Raw genomic sequence first — 16,939 nt, forward strand, 5'->3', positions numbered from 1 at the left:
GCGATGTTCTGGGGAGGGCGCTGACATGGACGCTTCATCGCGTTCGCGCTGGCGCGCGCTGCATCGCGGCGCCGGTGTGCTGTTCGGCGTGGTGCTGTTCGTCGTGCTGTTCAGCGGCACGTGGAGTCTCGCGACCGATTCGATGCAGGGCTGGTGGCGGCCGCCGCCGGTCGCCGTCGCGCGGCCGGCGCTGCCGCTCGATGCACTCGTTGCGCGCGCGGCGGCGCTCGGCGTGCCGTTGCGCGATGCGCGCATCGTGCTGCCGCAACCGGACGATCCGGCGATCCGTTTCTGCGACGCGCGCCAGGCCTGCACGCTGGCGCTCGACCCGGCGACGGGCGAGCGGCTGGCCGACGGCGGACGCGCGGCGTTGCTCGTCACGTTGCACAAGACGCTGTTCGCGGGCTTTCCCGGGCGGATCTTCGTCAGCCTGTGGGGGATCGTGCTGCTCGTGCTCATCGTCGCGGGCCTGGTCGTGCATCACCGGCGCTGGCCCGCTGCCGCGCGCATCCGGCGCGGCAGCGGGCTGCGCGCCGCGCTGTTCGACCTGCACGCGTGGATCGGCCTGTGGGGCTCGCCGTGGCTCGTGCTGTTCGCGTTCACCGGCGCGTTGTCGGGGCTGGGCGCGCTCGGCACGGTGTCGCTTGCGGGCGTCGCGTATCCGGGGCAACCGCAGCGCGCGTTCGCCGAGCTGCTCGGCGGGCCGCCGCCGACTGCCGCCGGCGGCGCGTGGCAACGCGCGCCCGATCTCGAGGCGCTGCTGCGGCGCGATGCGGCGCGTACGCCGGATTTCCGGCGCGAAGCCGTCGTGTTGCATCGGTGGGGCGACGTGAACGCGCGTGTCGAGATTGCCGGGACGACCGCCGGCCTGCCGAGCACGGCGCTGTTCGAGCGTCACCTGTATCGCGCGGTGGACGGGCAATGGCTCGCGGACGCCACGTCGCGCGGCCGAGGCTTCTGGTTGCGCGCGTTCATCGCGGTGCAGCCGCTGCATTTCGCGCAATACGGCTGGGTCGGTGCGATGGGCGGCGTGCTGCGCGTGCTGCATTTCCTGATGGGACTCGCGGCGTGCGCGCTCTGCGCGACGGGGCTGCATCTGTGGATCGAGCGGCGGCGGGCGCAGCACGACCGCTCGGCGAACGTGCTGGCCGCGGTCGCCGTCGGCGCCTGCGGCGGGCTGGTGCTGGCGGGCGGCGTCCTGCTGCTCGCGGGGCGTGCGCTGCCCGCCGGCGTGCACGTCGACCATGTGCTCGCGATGCTGTTCTGGGCCGTGTGGGGCGGTGCACTTGCGCTTGCGGCCTGCGTTGCCGATCGCGCGGCCTGGCTGCGCACGCTGATGCGTGCGGCCGGCGCCGCTTACGGGCTGGCAGGGGCGACGCATTGCGCGATCGCGCTGCTCGGCGCGGGCGAACCCGTGTACTGGCCGATCGACGCGGCCCTCGTCGCGTTCGGCGCATTGCTGCTGCGTGCCGCGCGCCGTCCGCGCCGCGATGCGATGCGGCCCGCGCGCGTGCCGGCCGGTGCCGAACCTTTTTAATTTCATGCAACTGGAGACTTCGATGCGCGATCTGCTCGAACATCGCCGCCTGGTCATCACGATCACGCTGCTTTACCTGTCACAGGGAATCCCGATCGGCATCGCGATGGATGCGATGCCGACCCTGCTGCGCCACGACGGCGCACCGCTTCATGCACTGGCGTTCCTGCCGCTCGTCGGTTTGCCGTGGGTCGTGAAGTTCCTGTGGGCGCCCGTCGTCGACAACCGCTGGTCGCCGCGCATCGGCCGGCGGCGCAGCTGGATGCTGCCGATGCAGACGCTCGTGGTGCTCTGCCTCGGCAGCCTCGCGCAGATCGGGATGACCGTCGCGACGGCCGGATGGGCGGTCGGCCTGCTGGCCGTCGCGTCGCTTGCGAGCGCGACCCAGGACATCGCGAACGACGGGATGGCCGCCGAACACTTCAGCGGCGACACGCTCGCGAAGATCAACGCGATCCAGATCGCGGGCGTGATGATCGGCTTCTTCGGCGGCGGCGCCGGCACGTTGACGCTGATCGGCCTGTTCGGCCAGCGGGCCGCGTTTCTCGCGCTGGCGGCCGTGCCGCTCGCGAGCCTGGTTTGCGTGCTGTGGGTGTTGCCGCGCGATGCGGATCGTGCGCGCGCGAAGCCCGAGCATGATGCGAGCCTCGTACGTTTCGCGAAGCGGCCGCGCTCGTGGTCGCTGCTGTCGCTTGCGCTGCTGTCGGCGATGACGGCCGTATCGGGCTTCGGCCTGTCGAAGCTGTTCCTCAACGACGCGGGCTGGACGCTCGACGCGATCGGCAAGCTCGGCATGGCCGGCGGCATCGTGACGGTCGTGCTCGGTTGCGGCGGCGGTGCGTGGCTCGTGAGGCGGCTCGGGTTGTGGCGTGCGTTCACGGCCGGCGTGAGCTGTGCGGGCGCGGCCGCGCTGCTGTGGTTCGCGCAGGCGGGCGGGTGGCTGCCGGTGTCGCCGTCGTGGGCATGGCTGTGCACGGTACTCGGTTCGCTGGCGACCGGGATCACGTCGGTGTCGATCATGACGGCCGGCATGCGCTTCGCGGGCGGCAGCGACCAGGCCGGCACCGACGTGACGGCCGTGCAGAGCACGCGCGACCTCGGCGAGCTGATCGCGTCGTCGACGATTCTGTCGCTCACGGCGAAGGTCGGTTATACGGGCGGGTTTCTCACGGGCGCCGCGCTGGCGGTGCTCGCGGCGCTGATCGCGATGCGGCTGAAGCGGCGCGAGTCGGCGTATGCGGTGAAGGGGGATGATGTGCTGGCGTGACGCCGCGGTACTGGCGTCGGCGCAACGCGTAGGCGCGACGAAGATCGGGCTGACGGGTAACGAGCAGTATGTGCAGTAGCGGAGTGTAGGCGGCGGGTGTCGGAATGTGTTTCCGGTGCAGGCCGGGAATGCTCCGTCACCGAGAGCCGGCAGGCTGCACGGGGCGCGTCGAGAGGCCAACGTGTGGGCCGCCGATTCCATCGGCATCCGTGAGAACGTGATTCGTTCGCTGGGGATGATCGCCTGGTCCGGGTATTCGCCTGGCTTTCTCCACCCTTTGCACCGCATTGCGTTTTGAACTGGAATCGATATAAATCGCGGAAAAGGTGCCGCGACGCATACTCAGGATTGCTCGCAGTCGCGGTAGCGTGTGATGAACGGCAGGATCAAGGTCGGACGGATACGCATCGGTGCGATATGCGCCGCATGCAAAGGCATCAAATATGTCCCACGCAAAAAGCGATAGATCAAAGTTTGCCAGTCGAACCAGTCGCTTCAGAAATGCGAAGCTGACGGCAAGGTCGAACCTGCCGTTGAGGAAGAGCCACGCGATGTCGTGAGCCAACTCATCAACGATATCGCGGGAGGCTCGAAATCCGGAGGCCTCGTCGGTCTCGATGCAATGTTCCGCCGAGCGTCGCGCCGTTTGACATCCACGAATGGCCTTGTGCATGAATGATCCGATTCTGTCGGGGCAGTGGAATTGTCGTCGGAGTGACGGGGGAACGGCTTGTCGTACTGCAGGAGACGCCGGGAGTCTCCCCGGCGAAACTTCGTCATGCTCGTGGCGCACGGCCTGATTGTTCAGCCGCGATCGATCGGAATTTTTCAAAAAATCGAGAATATTTAACGAAACTCCTTCGTCGGGTGGCGGCATAAAATGGGCCGCCTGGGTATCGATCATTGAGGGCTGAATCGAACGCCACATCGTGATGTGCGGATGAGTCGTTCAAGGCGAGGCGCGGTGTCGGCTATCGGGAAGGATGGGGGCGACCGTATATCGATCGTATTGACATGACTGGTTCGACGACGACTTTCCGCCCATTCGTGCCGTTTTCAGTGGGCCTGCGCACACACGTGGCGTTTTCCGGGAGCGGCGGCGGGTTACCGCGGCCGGTTGCCGTGACGGAACGGGAATGAGTCCGCTGTCGTCGCTGCTGCGCGTTGCGCGCGCGCCGGCCGTGTGGGCGCCGGAGTACGCGCGTGCCGCCCGGATCGAATGGGGTGGGGCGCAGGTCACCGTGCGCGATGTGCGGAACTTCAGATATCGCACACGCGACGACTGCATGCCGGCGTACTACGACGCAACGTTCGCGCTCGAATCGGTGACGACGGTCGATCTTGTCGTGTCGCGCTGGACCAACGAAGCGATTGCCCACGCGTTCCTGAGTTTCGGCCTGAGCGGCGGCCGTTATATCGCGATCTCGATCGAGACGCGCCGGCGGCACGGGCAGCGCTACTCGCCGTACAAGGGTTTCTTGCCGCTGTACGACCTCGTATACGTCGTTGCCGACGAGCGCGATTTGATCGGCGTTCGCACCGATGTGCGCCGGGAACGCGTGTACTTGTTCCGTGCGCGCGTCGCGTCCGAGACCGCACGTGCATTGTTTGAGGATTACCTGCGGCGCGTACATACGCTCGAACGCCATCCGGAGTTCTACAACACGTTGCTCAACAATTGCACGACGAATATTTTGCACCACGTCAGATCGGTTGCCCCTGACGTCGGATACAGCTGGAAGGTGTTGCTGAGTGGTTATGCGGACCGATACGGACATGAGCTCGGCCTGCTCGACGATTCCATACCGTTCGATGCGCTGAAGTCGGCAAGCCTGATTCAGCGCGCTCCCGGCGCGATGATCGATGGCGATTTCTCGGCGGCGATCCGCGCATCGCTACCGCTCGCACGGAACAAATGAACCCATGCCTGGCCACCGGCCTGCGACGACTCGCGCGCACCGTGGCCGGCGACGACGAGGGAGCGGAACATGGTGAGACTGGTCATGCTGTTGCTGGGCGTGGACTATCTGCGCAAGCGCGCGAAAGGAATTGTCTGGATCGGCATCGTATGGGTCATCGCGGGGCTCGTCGTGTTCGTCGATGCGCTCGACGGCGCAATGCACTTTCCGGTCACGCTCTTTGCGTGGTTGTGCCTGCTCGAAGGGGGGGCGACGCTGGCCGTCGCATGGACCGGCGTCGGCGGGCAACGCGCATTGCGCTACGTGAAGGGAGTCGCGGTCGTGGCCGCGTCGATGCTGATCTTCGCCGGACACCATCACGGGAACCTGATCCTGTCGATGATTTTCGGCGCGTTGTTCCTGGTCGACGGGGCACTGCAGTGCGTATCCGCGTGGATCGTCCGGTATCGTCGCTGGAGGATCGCACTCGGTTGGGGGGCAGTCGAGATCCTGATCGCGGTGTTTTTCTTTCAACCGTACCCGACCCACTACGTGGGCACGTTGCCGTACTGCCTTGGCCTGTTCCTGATCTTCGGCGGCACGAACATGCTGGCGCTGGCGGCCCGCGTGCGGCGTCTCGAACGCAATCCGGCATTCAGCGTGTCACGCTGGTCTGCATTGTTTCCCGACGTCGCATCGGAGGCACGCACGAGCCCGTTCGATCGAACCGAATGGGACGGCCCGCCGGCCGATCACGAGCGTGCGCTGACCGTGCATGTGTGGACGCCGACGGGTTCGTCGAAGGCGCCGGCACAGCATCATCCGGTGGTCGACCGCTACATCGCCGCGGTCGACGTCAACGGCAACATTTCGACCGGGCATGCGGCGCTCGAGTCGCCCGAGGGAATCTACATCAGCCTGTATCCCGCCGCCGAAATCGACCGTTCGCCATCGGAGTTCGGCCGTATCCTGCGCGCAACGCGCGAAAACGACGTGCCCGGCACGTTTCAACCGGACTATGCAACGGAGTCGCGCGCGTGGTGTCCTTCCACGATACGCGTGCGGATCCGCAATTACGATCCGGCGAAGTTGCGCGCGTTCTGGGAGCGTTACCGGATCGATACGACGTACAACCTCACTCACCGTAACTGCTCGAGCACCGTTGCCTATGCGCTCGAGGCGGCGATCGACGGTGCGGTGGGCCGACTGCACGGCGGCAGTACGGGGTGGGGCAGTTTTCTGCGAGTGCTCGTCACGCCCGAACTGTGGGTTGCCGCGCAGATTCGCAAGCGTGCGGTGACGATGGCGTGGACGCCGGGCCTCGCGCTCGACTATGCGCGTGCACTGAGCATGCTGGCCGATCCGCGTCCGTTCGCGTGGTGGAAGGCAGCAGGGGTTGCCGCAAGCCGGCTGTCGCAACAGCGACGTGCATGGCGTGCGCAGGACGCGGGCACCGCGCAATGATGCGGCATACGGATTGCGCTCCGGCTACGCCTGTGAAAAAACATAAGGATTCCGCCGAAATGCGCGCGACTCGCGATGTTCGAATGGCGTGGTGCCGTGACGGCGGTGCGATGCGATTTATCGGCTGTCGTCGTCGCCTGCCGGTACGTGACCCGATAGTCGAAGTTGACGCGGCGTGACGCCGTAGTACCGCTTGATCTGCGTCGTCAGATAGCTCTGGCTGCCGAACCCGCAATCGAGCGCGATCGACAGGATGCTCGTCGACGTATGGCACAGCAGCCAGCGTGCGCGTTCCAGGCGGCGTTCGATCACGTACTGCATCGGTGTACGTGAGAATCGCTCCTTGAACGCCGCGATTGTCGCGTGCTCGCTCAGGCCGGTGTATCGGGCGATGTCGGCAAGGTTGATCGATTTGCCGAGCGAGGCATCGATCCAGCGATTGATGGACGTTTCATAGAGGATGTCCGGACGCTCGCGGATGTTTCGACTGACGTCCTGAGCGCTCGGATTTCGACGGTAGGTTGCGCTCGGCGGCTCTCCGAATCGCCGGTGGTACAGGCGAACGAAGCGCAACGACGGCGCAAAGCCGTATGCACGCAGCACGCCGACAAAACCGGTGCCGATATCGACGGCCAGCGCGCGGTGAACGGCGCGAAGACGTGCGTCGAGGATGATGTCCCTCGAATGTTTGCCGGTCAGGCGCCGGATGCCGTTTTCCAGCGTGTTCGTTGCACATCCCAGCGCATAGGCAACCGCGCTGAGCGTTGCCCAGCGTGTCGGGTCGGCTTCGATCGTCGCAACCGCGGTACGCGCGAGGTGTTCGGGCGCATGGCGATCGCTCAGGACGACGTCGCTGTAGTTGTTCTTGTGGCCGGTCACGACGAGCTTGAGCATGTGCTCGTACAGCGAGCGTATCGCGATATCAGGGGATGGCGACATCAGCATCATTCGACGCAGGCAATCCGCGGACGCGTTCCATTGCGTGGCGAGATCTTTGGCCAGCGGCGACAGGTCGAACTGGATGAGTTCGTCGAGCGGGTGGCCGAGCCAGTGTCCGACAAACTCGTTGACCTCGGTGACATCGAGGATCACGGCAATGTGGTGCAGCCCCTCGGGTCGTGACAGGCACGTTGCGTCGCTCGCGGACGAAACAGGCATCACATCGCCGATGGCGCATTGCGCGACCGAATTCCCGCTCGAGTAAGTCGATCCGCCGTTGATGCACGACGAGAAGAGATAGTTGGGGCGGGGGCCGCCCGACTGAAAATGAAACGGTATTTCGAAATTGCCATCGTAAACCGCGAGCCCGTTCCATTGCTGGCCACTGACAGTGACGTCCCGATTGCTGGCGTGACATGCACGAAAGCGGTTCTCCGTATAGGTCGCCACGAGAAAATCGGAAACCTCATCCGGGTCATTACTGTGAAAGCGATGCGTTTGGATTGGCGATTCACTCATCATGATGGCCAGTTCGAATGTTTTTTCTTGATTGAATATTAATGGGGGTCAATCAATGTCGGGAGCAATGCGGTTTCCGGCCGACATCGTAGGGAAAAGCCGGTCGCTCGATAAGCTGCCGCGCTGTATACGGGGTATACGACCGGTTACGCCGACTATGCATACGGAACCTGAGTGTGGTGAAACAAGGTGACCGGGCAGAAATGAAAAAAATGAAGGCCTGAACACCTTACACCCGGATGCTTATTTTTTAGAGAAATTCCGTCGATATTCCGGAATAAATAATCTTACAGAGTCAATACAATCGTGTGACCGATGCGGTTTATATCGGACACGTTTCCCTCGGGAAATCCTGAATTATTCGATTGCGAATCGTGCGGCGTTACGCGGCGCAACTGGGTGAAACCGGTTCTTGCATCCGCGTGACAGAGGGGCATGCCTGTCGATAAATGCGGGCGCACGTGCGTGACACCGTCTGAAGAATACAAGCGATGAAAATTCTCTATACCAACTTTCATGGCGGAAATGGTGGTGGGCATGACACCTATATCTATCACCTTGCGGCCGGTCTGGGCCGTCGGTATCGCGTCGCGGTCGCATCGCCGGCCGGCAGTCGCCTGTCGCGCATGGTCGATACGCTACCGGGCGTGCGCATCGTCGACATGCAGTTCAAGCCGTGTTGGCGCACATTTCTCCCCGAGTTGGTGCGGCTGCGGCGCCTGATCCAGCAATCCGCGTTCGACATCATCCACGTCAACGGCTCGGCCGATCACCGGCAGGTCATGCTCGCACTCGTGGGCTGTCGCACGCGACCATCGGTCGTTTTTACGAAACACAACACCTATGCGGCCGGCAGCATCGGTAATTTTTTGCGGGCGCGGTTCGCGACGGACACGACGATCGCCGTCAGTGACTACGTCCGGCTGATGCTCGAGCGGCAGTCACCGTACGGCGACATCACGGTAATCAAGCATGGCGTGCAGTTGCCGCCGCATACGGGCGGGCAGGCCGAGATCCGGCGTCGGCGAATCGGGTATTTCGGCGAAGCCGGTGCGGATGCCATCGTGCTCGGCAGCGTCGCCGGCACCGGGCCGCACAAGGGGTGGAGCGATTTGGTCAGCGCGCTTGCGCAATTGCCGGATGCATTGCGCGCGAAGTTTCGCGTGCTGCTTGCAGGCGACTGGCCGTCGAAGGAGCAGCGCGAATTCGTCGCGCATTGCGGCGTGGCCGCGAACGTCGCGTTCGTCGGTCCGACGGATCGGACGCATGACATCCTCGCGACCTGCGACGCATCGTTCGTGCTGTCATATCACGAAAGCCTGTCGTTTGCGTGCCGCGAAGCGATGTCGATGGGCCGTGCCGTGATCGTGACCGATGTCGGCGGCTTGCCGGAGAACGTCGACGACCGGATCGACGGCTGGATCGTTCCGCCGCGATCGCCCGAAGCGATCGCCGCCGTCCTGCGCGAGATTGCCGAACATCCCGAACGTGTTCCCGAGATGGGGCGCGCCGCGCGCGCAAGGAGCGAACGCGAGTTCAGTTTCGCGCGGTTCATCGACGAAACGAGTTCGGTTTACCGCGCGTCGATCCGCGGGACAGCGGTGTCTGCATGACCGGTGTTCCGACGCAACCGCCGGTCACGCCGCAGGAGCGGCCGTCGGCAGAACGCGCCGCGTGCGTCCCGATTCTGATGTATCACCAGATTCGCCCGTTGCCGCCGCATTCGGACGTATTGCGCGGCCTGAGCGTCGATCCGCGCGCGTTTCAGCGCCAGATGCGTGTGCTGAAGGCGCTGGGCTATCGCGGCATGTCGGTCACCGACTTGCAGCGGCGGCTGCCGCAGGCGCGGCGCGAGAAGCTGTTTGCCATCACGTTCGACGACGGTTTTCGCAACGTGGCCGAGCATGCGCTGCCCGTGCTCGATGCGCTCGGCTTTACCGCGACCTGCTACTTCGTGTCGGGCAGGCTGGGCGGCAGCAATGATTGGGATCGCAGGCTCGCGACGGCCGAGGGCGCGTTGATGGATCTCGGCGCGCTGCGCGATTGGCACGCGCACGGGCACGAGGTCGGCGCGCATACCGTCGATCATGTTGTGCTGTCCGACGTGCCTTCACCGGCTGCGTGGCGGCAGATCGCGCATTCGAAGGCGCAACTCGAGGATGCGGCCGGATGCCCGATCGTGTCGTTTTGTTATCCGTATGGTGCGCTCGACGCGAACGTGCGGCGACTTGTCATCGAAGCCGGCTTCCAGAACGCGACGACGACCGTGCGCGGACGTGCTGATGCGCGTACCGATCCGTTTCTGCTGCCGCGTATTGCCGTGCCGGGCGGGCGTGGCGTCGCGCGCTTTCTCGGGAGGTTCTTCCGGTGATGCGCGACAGATCCGCCGCAAACGCCGGACGGCTTTGCCGTGCGGGCCTGCTGCATGCAGGGCGCGGCACACCGTCCGGATTCGACGCGGATTGGGTCGCGCGGCCGATAGTGCGCGTGCTGCTGTTCGTCGCGCTGGGAAGCGCGTATCTGGCGCCGGGCATCATTGGCCACGACCCGTGGAAACAGGACGAGGCCTACACGTTCGGGATCATTCGGCACATGCTCGATTCCGGCGACTGGATTGTGCCGGCCAACACCGGTACGCCGTTTCTCGAGAAGCCGCCGCTGTACGACTGGGTCGCGGTCGCGTTCGCGCGCCTGCTCGGCGCGATCTTGCCGTTGCATGACGCGGCGCGGCTTGCGAGCGCATTTTTCGCGGCGCTGGCGTTCGGCTTCACCGCGCGTGCGGCGCGCGTGGCAACCGGCTCGACACGCTGGTTCGAGCTGCGCGTGCTCGGTCCCGTCGCGCTGTGCGCCGGGACGCTCGTGGTGCTCAAACACTCGCACGACATGATGACGGACGTTGCGCTGATGGCCGGCGCGGCGATCGGTTTCTGCGGTCTGCTCGAACTTGTCGCGGGGCTCTTGCAAGGCGGCCATGCCGATTACTGGGCGGCCGCGCGGCTGGGCGTCGGCATCGGGATCGCGTTCATGTCGAAGGGCCTGTTCGTGCCGCTCGTGTTCGGCGCGACCCTCGGTGTCGCGCTCGTGCTTTATCCGGCGTGTCGCACGCGTGCCTGCGCACGTGCGCTCGCGATGGCTGCGCTCGTCTGCGCACCGTTCGCGTTGATCTGGCCGACGGCGCTCTATCTGCGTTCGGAAACGCTGTTCGCCGTCTGGTTCTGGGACAACAACGTCGGCCGCTTCTTCGGCTTCTCGGTGCCGATGCTCGGCGCCGAGAACGACAAGCTGCTGTTCATCTGGCGTGCATTGCTGACGGTCGGGTTTCCGGTTGGTCCGCTCGCGGTCGTGGCGATCGCCGGTGGTGTGTTGCGCGGCTGGCGCAATCCGTCGATCGCGCTGCCGGTCGCATTCGCCGCGATCGGGCTGATCGTGCTCCACTTTGCCGCGACGTCGCGGCAACTCTACGTCCTGCCGTTTATCGGGCCGCTGTCGCTCATCGCCGCGCGCAGCGTCGAGCGTATGCCGGCTCGCGTGCATGTCGCGTGGGATTACGCGAGTCGCGGCCTGTTCGGTGCATGTGCGGTGCTGGTGTGGTGCGTCTGGCTTGCGATGACGCACGACACGCTGCCGCGCGACATCTTCGGGTGGTTGGGGGGCTGGCTGCCGCTTGACTGGACGATTCCTCTGCAACCCGCGGCGATCTGCGCGGCGTTCGCGCTGAGCGTCGGCTGGCTCGCCGCGTTGCTGTTGCTGCGCGGAGCGGGCCCGTGGCGTGGTGCGTTGTCGTGGGCCAGCGGCGTGGTGCTCGCCTGGGGCCTTGTCTACACGCTGTTGCTGCCCTGGCTCGACGTAGCGAAAAGTTATCGGTCGGTGTTCGACGACCTGAAGATCCAGCTTGCACGCGAGTGGCGCGCAGGCGATTGCATCGCGAGCCCGGGGCTCGGCGAATCCGAGGCGCCGATGCTCGATTACTTCGCCGGACTCCGCTACGTACCGATGGACGCGCCGCGTGCGCGTGCGTGCCGCTGGCTCGTCGTACAAGGCATGCGCGGTGCGGTGCCGGATCCAGGGGCGTCATGGGCGCCGTTCTGGCATGGCGCGCGCCCCGGCGATACGCGCGAGGCACTCGTCGTTTATCGCGCGGTGAACGGTGAGTGGCCGAGTGCCGGGTCGAATTTGCCGGAGCGCAGATGACGACGCGCAGCGGACGCCGCGGTTGTTGGCTCGCGATACTGGTGATCGGCGCGTTGATGTTGCTCGTCGCGGAACTGATCGGAATCGTTGCTTCGCTCGTCGGTCAGGTGTGAGGGGGCGAGGCGTGATGCGAAGGACAACGGATGAGTACATTTCAGGAGAAAACAATGGGAAAGCGCTGGTGCATGACGTGGAGGCGGATCGGACGGCTGCTCGCGGGTTTCGCGCTGGCCGGATTGATGAGCGCTTGCGGATCGGGAGACGATTCGATAACGGCGACGGCCGAGCGTACGGTGCTCGTTTATCTTGTCGGTTCGGATTTGACATCGGACCTTCAATCCGATCTTGACACGATGACCAAGGCCACGGCCGGTACGAACGTGAATATCCTGGTTACGACCGGCGGCGGAGACCAGGTGCAGAAGGACGTCGACTGGACTCGGACTCAACGTTGGCAGCTCTCGCAGGGGCGGCGAACCAGGCTGGCCGACCTCGGAGGGCAGGACATGGCGGCATCGGCCACGCTGAGCGATTTTCTCGAATGGGGTATCCGGCAGTATCCGGCGAAGCGGGTCGCGGTCATTCTGGGCGATCACGGGGGCGGCCCGAATGGCGGCTTTGGTTATCGGACGACGACGAAGGCCGAGCGCGATGCGGGGGACCTCCCGCGTTTGTCGTTGCGGGACATGACCCAGGCGTTTCAGCGCGCGACCGCGGCCACGGGAAAGCGCTTCGATCTGGTCGGGTTCGACGCATGCCTGATGGCCAGTGTCGAGGTTGCCGCCGCGTTTCGCCCGTATGCGGACTATCTGGTCGCATCCGAGGATCTTGAATTCGGCGGGTGGGATTACGCCAGCGTATTGGGCGGTCTCGTCGCACAGCCTGGTATGAATGCTCGAGACCTGGGAACGCTGATCGTCAACAGCTATGCCGGCTTGCGTGCGGGAGACAATCCGGATTTCACGGTTTCGCTCGTCGACCTGGGGGCGCTGGACAGTGTCATCGGCGTGGCTGACGCACTGGGCCGCGATCTCTATGCCAACGGAAACAGCGTGGAGGACATCGCACGTGCACGCGTCAACGCGCGTTCGTTCGATACCGACTGGACGAGAGTCACCGATATGGTCGATCTGGTGCAGTTTTCAAGGGCGCTCGAGCTTGCGGCGCTGCCGAGGCCGACTGTCGCGAGCAGTGAGGTCGAAAAAGCGCTGAATCAGGCCGTCGTCGTCAAGCGGGCGGGAAGCAACCGGTCGCTGGCGAAAGGATTGACGATTTTCATGCCGGCAGGCGCTGCGTACGACACCGCCGTCATGAAGACATACGACAGCCTGGATTTCAGTACGTCCTACCGGCGTTTTGTCGGCGAATACGGCGCGGCATTGCGGGCGGCGCTCGATGTACTCGTCCAGATCTCGCCGCCAGTCGCGACCGGCGATGATGTTCAGGCTTTCGCGTATTCCCCGAAGCTCTGGCAGGAAGAAGTGCCGATGGCTGCGCTTGAAGACAGCGTCGGGCAAATCGTGGCAGTTCGTCCTATCGGACCGGCGTCACCTGCCACGGCCGGGGATGCGAATTTGGGCGGCGATTTCCGCAAGCTCTCGACCAAATTGTCGGAGCCATGGTACGCGCTCAATGGTTGCATCGTGTCGGTGATTCCGGGCGTAACTGGCGATACCGAAACATCGTTCGTGATCCCGGTATCCTACCGCGAGGAGACGTCCACCACAGAAGTCTCCGGCTTCTTGCTGGCGTCGGGAGAGCCGGGTGGTGACATGACTCTGAAGGGGTTCGTGCCGTTACTTGGCACGGCAGTCGGTCATGTGACGCCGATCGGCTCAACGTGGACATTGACGCCGCAGCTTTGGAGGGCTGACCTGTCGGCATGGACCATTCCCGACCCGGAGACTGTCGTATGCAAGGCGGCCGTGGCGCAGGACGGAAGCTGGAAAATCGGAAGGACCGGGAAGCCCGACTCGTATCGATTCCGGTTCGCCGTAGCAGACCTGGCGAACCGCTTGCGTCTGTCTCCCGAGATGTGACGAAGAACCCTGTTCCCCTCGGAGAGGAGCAGGGTCCTGGAACGTCCGGGGCGCGCTCCGGCTCATGTTCGATCTTTCCGATTCGCTCGAAGTACTCGACCCGACCGGCAGTGCGTGCACCGTGCAGCCAGACGACCTGCCGGGCTTGCCGCAGTCGCCGGCAAGCCGTTCGGCGCGATGCCGGAAGCGGTAGCGCCGGCCGATCGGGGTGTTGCGGACGTCGTTTGGGCATTGCTCGCGTGTGAGCAACAACGCGGTGAAGCGGCAGAATGGGCCGGCATCCTGATCGATGCACGACTATCCCGATGCGTGGCGTACTTGAAGCAGGCCACGGGGGACCGGATCGCGCGCGACCCGCGCCGCACCCGTGATGTGCCCATTACGTACCCACTACGCCCGTGCCAGCCGGCGCGCAGCCAGCAGCCCGAGCACGAGCAGCACCGCGACGTAAGCGGCGACGCCCGTCCACGCGCCGTGTTGCCAGAACGTGCCGCCGATCGACCCGAGCACGCTCGACCCGAGATAGTACGCAAGCAGGTACAGCGACGCGGCGTGCCCCTTCGCGGCCCCCGCGAGGTAGCCCACCCAGCCGCTCGCGACCGAGTGGGCAATGAAGAAGCCGATCGTCACGAGCACGATGCCGACGACGATCGCGGCGAGCGAATGCGACAGCGTCAGCGCGAGGCCCGCCGCGAACACGAGCACGCCGCTGACGAGCACAGGTGCGCGTCCGAGACGGTCGGCGAGCGCGCCGGCACTCGATGACGACACCATCCCGAACAGGTAGGCGCCGAAGATCAGCCCGCACGCGGTCGCACTCAGGTTGAACGGGGCCGCGGTGAGCCGGAAGCCCGCATAGTTGTAGATCGTCACGAACGCGCCCATCACCAGGAAGCCGATCGCGAACACGAACGGGAGCCGCGCGTGACGCAGTTGCTCGCCCCACAGCCGGACGTGATGGCGCAGCGTCAGGTCGGTGCGCTTCACGAAGCGCCGCGACGGCGGCAGCAGCATCACGAACGCGGCCGCCGCGACCAGGTCGACGACACCGATCGTCAGCATCGCCGTGCGCCACGAGAAGTGCTCTTCCAGCATGCTCATGCCGATCCGTCCGACCATGCCGCCGAACGCGGTTCCGCCGACATAGAGCCCCATCGAGAAACCGAGCCCTTCCGACGCGATTTCCTCGGCGAGATACGCCATCGCGACAGCCGGGACGCCGCCCAGCGCGAAACCTTCCAGCGCGCGCCAGACCAGCAGCAGGTTCCAGTCGGGCGACAGCGCGGCGAGCACGTTGAACAGCGCGGCGAGCGTCATCGACGCGAACATCAGCCCGCGCCGCCCGACGCGTTCGGACAGCGCGCCGGCGCACAGAATGGAGATCGCCAGCATCCCGGTCGACAGCGACAGCGAGAGCGAACTCGAGGCCGCGCCGAGGCCGAACTCGCGTGCGAACGCGGGAAGCAGCGGCTGGACGCAGTACAGCAGCGAGAACGTGGAAAAACCGGCAAGGAAGAGCGCCAGAGCGATGCGCTTGTAGGCGGCCGAGCGCGGGGAAACGCCGGCGGGCAGCGCATCGGGCGTGGCCTGTTGCGTGCCGGGCAGGGCACGGGAAAGCGAAGGGGAGGACATGACTGCGCTCGATGTGCGAAGGAACGCCTGAATTCTTGCGCACGGTCATGTATATGTCCAATATATGAAAGTAACCGCAGCGATATGTTTAACCACTGGCTGGTGAGCCCACCCGGCACACCGTGAGAGCACGTACGAATGGAACTCCGGCATCTCCGTTATTTTCTGGCCGTGGCGGCCGCGTCGAATTTCACCAAGGCTGCCGAGGCGCTCGGCATCGGGCAGCCGCCGTTGAGCCAGCAGATCAAGGCGCTCGAAAGCGAGCTCGATGTGGAACTGTTCAGGCGGACCGCGCGCGGCGCCGAGCTGACGCTGGCGGGCGAGGTCTTCGCGCAGGAAGCGCGCCGCGTGCTCGACGCCGCCGAGCGTGCGGTGCGCGCGGCAAGGCGGGCCGCGCGCGGGGAAACCGGGCATCTGCGCGTGGGTTTCACCGGGACGGCGGCGTTCAATTCGAAAGTGTCGGACCTGATCCGGCGCTTTCGGGAAGCGTTTCCGGATGCCGAGCTGACGTTGCAGGAGGCCGCGTCGCGGATGCTGCTGGAGGCGCTGGAGGCCGGGCACCTCGACGTCGCGATCGTGCGGCCGGCACGCCGGGCCGCCGCGACGTTGCGGATGCTCGACTGGGACGACGAACCGATGTTCGTCGCGCTGCCCGTTGCGCACCGGCTGGCGCAGCGGCGGCGGATCGATCTGGTGGAGCTGGCTGACGAGTCGTTCGTGCAGGTGCCGAGGGAGGCCGGCGGCGCGCTGTTCGACCATATCGTCGCCGCATGCAATGCCGCCGGGTTCGAGCCGCGCATGGCGCAGCCTGCGCCGCAAATGGCGTCCGCGGTGACGCTGGTTGCGGCCGGGCTTGGCGTGTCGGTCGTGCCGAAGGCGATTACGCAGGTGCAGGTTGCCGGAGTCGTCTATCGGCCGTTGGCGGGGGATGCGTTGCGGGCGCGGCTCGCCATTGCGTCACGATGCGATGAATCGTCGGCGGTGGTCCAGAATTTTCTGATGCTGGCGGGAGAGGATGGGGCGGCGTGAGGGCCGTGGAAACAAAAACCGCGAAGCCATGTGCCGTCGCGTTTTTCGAACATGCTTGAAGAGCGATGATGTTGTATTCGACGGGATGTTGGCCTTCGCATTTGAATGACTTCAATATCGACGAAGAAGTACTTTTGTTAATTGTCGTGCGCTGCCGTCTGCAATCTGTCGGTGTTGATCGCGAGATGAAAATGAAGGATGGGTTCTGGAATTTTCAATCGATGATCGTCGTGACCGGTTGTGGAGCTTGTCGGTGAGGAATTCACTATTCATTCGCTGCACCACGCAGAAGAGGGTTGCCTGCTTGCACATCGCCAGCCCCTATGATGCCCCCGAGGGAGCCGTGATCGTCTACGATACGACCGATGGATCGACTCATGGTCACGCCGAGGTCGTACTGCCCGGACCGCTTTTCGCGAGTGAT

12 protein-coding genes and 1 pseudogene are annotated in these 16,939 nt (G+C 65.0%); 10 read left to right on the plus strand and 3 right to left on the minus strand.

Annotation, left to right across the window (positions count from 1 at the left end):
- The first annotated feature begins 25 nt into the window (after nucleotides 1-25).
- From DPV74_RS15235 to DPV74_RS15245, 3 genes and pseudogenes are all read left to right on the plus strand, one after another.
- Nucleotides 26-1,537, plus strand: coding sequence for a PepSY domain-containing protein (locus DPV74_RS15235; protein WP_119337489.1), 1,512 nt, complete (start codon nucleotides 26-28; stop codon nucleotides 1,535-1,537).
- A gap of 22 nt (nucleotides 1,538-1,559) precedes the next feature.
- On the plus strand, nucleotides 1,560-2,804 hold the full coding sequence (locus tag DPV74_RS15240) for an MFS transporter (protein WP_060173727.1): 1,245 nt from the start codon (nucleotides 1,560-1,562) through the stop codon (nucleotides 2,802-2,804).
- A gap of 1 nt (nucleotide 2,805) precedes the next feature.
- Nucleotides 2,806-2,883, plus strand: a pseudogene (locus tag DPV74_RS15245) (biopolymer transporter ExbD); the annotation flags it as partial.
- A gap of 57 nt (nucleotides 2,884-2,940) precedes the next feature.
- Here the strand turns inward: DPV74_RS15245 and DPV74_RS15250 are convergent.
- Entirely contained in the window at nucleotides 2,941-3,708 is a 768-nt protein-coding gene (locus DPV74_RS15250; protein WP_162923045.1) for a hypothetical protein, read from the minus strand.
- 382 nt (nucleotides 3,709-4,090) lie between these two features.
- On the opposite strand from DPV74_RS15250, the gene DPV74_RS15255 reads away from it, so the two are divergent.
- Together DPV74_RS15255 and DPV74_RS15260 are read left to right on the plus strand one after the other, a co-directional pair.
- A complete protein-coding gene (locus DPV74_RS15255) occupies nucleotides 4,091-4,723 on the plus strand; it encodes a DUF4105 domain-containing protein (RefSeq protein ID WP_226160759.1) in 633 nt (210 codons plus the stop codon).
- A gap of 69 nt (nucleotides 4,724-4,792) precedes the next feature.
- Nucleotides 4,793-6,166 (plus strand): HdeD family acid-resistance protein, encoded by a 1,374-nt coding sequence (locus DPV74_RS15260; RefSeq protein ID WP_027789645.1) that lies wholly within the window; start codon nucleotides 4,793-4,795, stop codon nucleotides 6,164-6,166.
- A gap of 117 nt (nucleotides 6,167-6,283) precedes the next feature.
- Here DPV74_RS15260 and DPV74_RS15265 read toward each other — a convergent pair whose 3' ends face one another.
- A complete protein-coding gene (locus DPV74_RS15265) occupies nucleotides 6,284-7,624 on the minus strand; it encodes a helix-turn-helix domain-containing protein (RefSeq protein ID WP_240439981.1) in 1,341 nt (446 codons plus the stop codon).
- Nucleotides 7,625-8,115: 491 nt separating this feature from the next.
- On the opposite strand from DPV74_RS15265, the gene DPV74_RS15270 reads away from it, so the two are divergent.
- From DPV74_RS15270 to DPV74_RS15285, 4 genes are all read left to right on the plus strand, one after another.
- Nucleotides 8,116-9,237 carry a glycosyltransferase family 4 protein gene (locus DPV74_RS15270; RefSeq protein ID WP_060173655.1) on the plus strand — a complete coding sequence of 374 codons (1,122 nt, stop codon included), beginning with the start codon at nucleotides 8,116-8,118 and terminating at the stop codon, nucleotides 9,235-9,237.
- On the plus strand, nucleotides 9,234-9,995 hold the full coding sequence (locus tag DPV74_RS15275) for a polysaccharide deacetylase family protein (RefSeq protein ID WP_119337491.1): 762 nt from the start codon (nucleotides 9,234-9,236) through the stop codon (nucleotides 9,993-9,995). The genes DPV74_RS15270 and DPV74_RS15275 overlap by 4 nt, the downstream gene beginning before the upstream one ends.
- Nucleotides 9,995-11,815: a glycosyltransferase family 39 protein gene (locus DPV74_RS15280; RefSeq protein WP_119337492.1), complete on the plus strand. Its 1,821-nt coding sequence runs from the start codon at nucleotides 9,995-9,997 to the stop codon at nucleotides 11,813-11,815. The genes DPV74_RS15275 and DPV74_RS15280 overlap by 1 nt, the downstream gene beginning before the upstream one ends.
- Before the next feature lie 167 nt (nucleotides 11,816-11,982).
- Nucleotides 11,983-13,854, plus strand: a complete 1,872-nt coding sequence (locus DPV74_RS15285; RefSeq protein ID WP_162923046.1) for a clostripain-related cysteine peptidase — start codon at nucleotides 11,983-11,985, stop codon at nucleotides 13,852-13,854.
- A gap of 390 nt (nucleotides 13,855-14,244) precedes the next feature.
- On the opposite strand, the gene DPV74_RS15290 is transcribed toward DPV74_RS15285, so the two are convergent.
- Nucleotides 14,245-15,486, minus strand: a complete 1,242-nt coding sequence (locus DPV74_RS15290; protein ID WP_119337494.1) for an MFS transporter — start codon at nucleotides 15,484-15,486, stop codon at nucleotides 14,245-14,247.
- Between the two features lie 138 nt (nucleotides 15,487-15,624).
- Here DPV74_RS15290 and DPV74_RS15295 point away from each other — a divergent pair, with 138 nt between their 5' ends.
- A complete protein-coding gene (locus DPV74_RS15295; RefSeq protein WP_119337495.1) occupies nucleotides 15,625-16,515 on the plus strand; it encodes a LysR substrate-binding domain-containing protein in 891 nt (296 codons plus the stop codon).
- Nucleotides 16,516-16,939: the final 424 nt, after the last annotated feature.

It is taken from the genome of Burkholderia sp. HAN2018 (assembly GCF_024704855.1).
Classification (GTDB): Bacteria; Pseudomonadota; Gammaproteobacteria; order Burkholderiales; family Burkholderiaceae; genus Burkholderia; species Burkholderia cepacia.

What these genes read in the sequence shown, in the direction of transcription:
- DPV74_RS15235 (WP_119337489.1), top strand. Translation starts at nt 26, where the DNA reads ATGGACGCTTCATCGCGTTCGCGCTGGCGCGCGCTGCATCGCGGCGCC.
- DPV74_RS15240 (WP_060173727.1), top strand. Translation starts at nt 1,560, where the DNA reads ATGCGCGATCTGCTCGAACATCGCCGCCTGGTCATCACGATCACGCTG.
- DPV74_RS15250 (WP_162923045.1), bottom strand. Translation starts at nt 3,708, where the DNA reads ATGATCGATACCCAGGCGGCCCATTTTATGCCGCCACCCGACGAAGGA.
- DPV74_RS15255 (WP_226160759.1), top strand. Translation starts at nt 4,091, where the DNA reads ATGCCGGCGTACTACGACGCAACGTTCGCGCTCGAATCGGTGACGACG.
- DPV74_RS15260 (WP_027789645.1), top strand. Translation starts at nt 4,793, where the DNA reads ATGGTGAGACTGGTCATGCTGTTGCTGGGCGTGGACTATCTGCGCAAG.
- DPV74_RS15265 (WP_240439981.1), bottom strand. Translation starts at nt 7,624, where the DNA reads ATGAGTGAATCGCCAATCCAAACGCATCGCTTTCACAGTAATGACCCG.
- DPV74_RS15270 (WP_060173655.1), top strand. Translation starts at nt 8,116, where the DNA reads ATGAAAATTCTCTATACCAACTTTCATGGCGGAAATGGTGGTGGGCAT.
- DPV74_RS15275 (WP_119337491.1), top strand. Translation starts at nt 9,234, where the DNA reads ATGACCGGTGTTCCGACGCAACCGCCGGTCACGCCGCAGGAGCGGCCG.
- DPV74_RS15280 (WP_119337492.1), top strand. Translation starts at nt 9,995, where the DNA reads ATGCGCGACAGATCCGCCGCAAACGCCGGACGGCTTTGCCGTGCGGGC.
- DPV74_RS15285 (WP_162923046.1), top strand. Translation starts at nt 11,983, where the DNA reads ATGGGAAAGCGCTGGTGCATGACGTGGAGGCGGATCGGACGGCTGCTC.
- DPV74_RS15290 (WP_119337494.1), bottom strand. Translation starts at nt 15,486, where the DNA reads ATGTCCTCCCCTTCGCTTTCCCGTGCCCTGCCCGGCACGCAACAGGCC.
- DPV74_RS15295 (WP_119337495.1), top strand. Translation starts at nt 15,625, where the DNA reads ATGGAACTCCGGCATCTCCGTTATTTTCTGGCCGTGGCGGCCGCGTCG.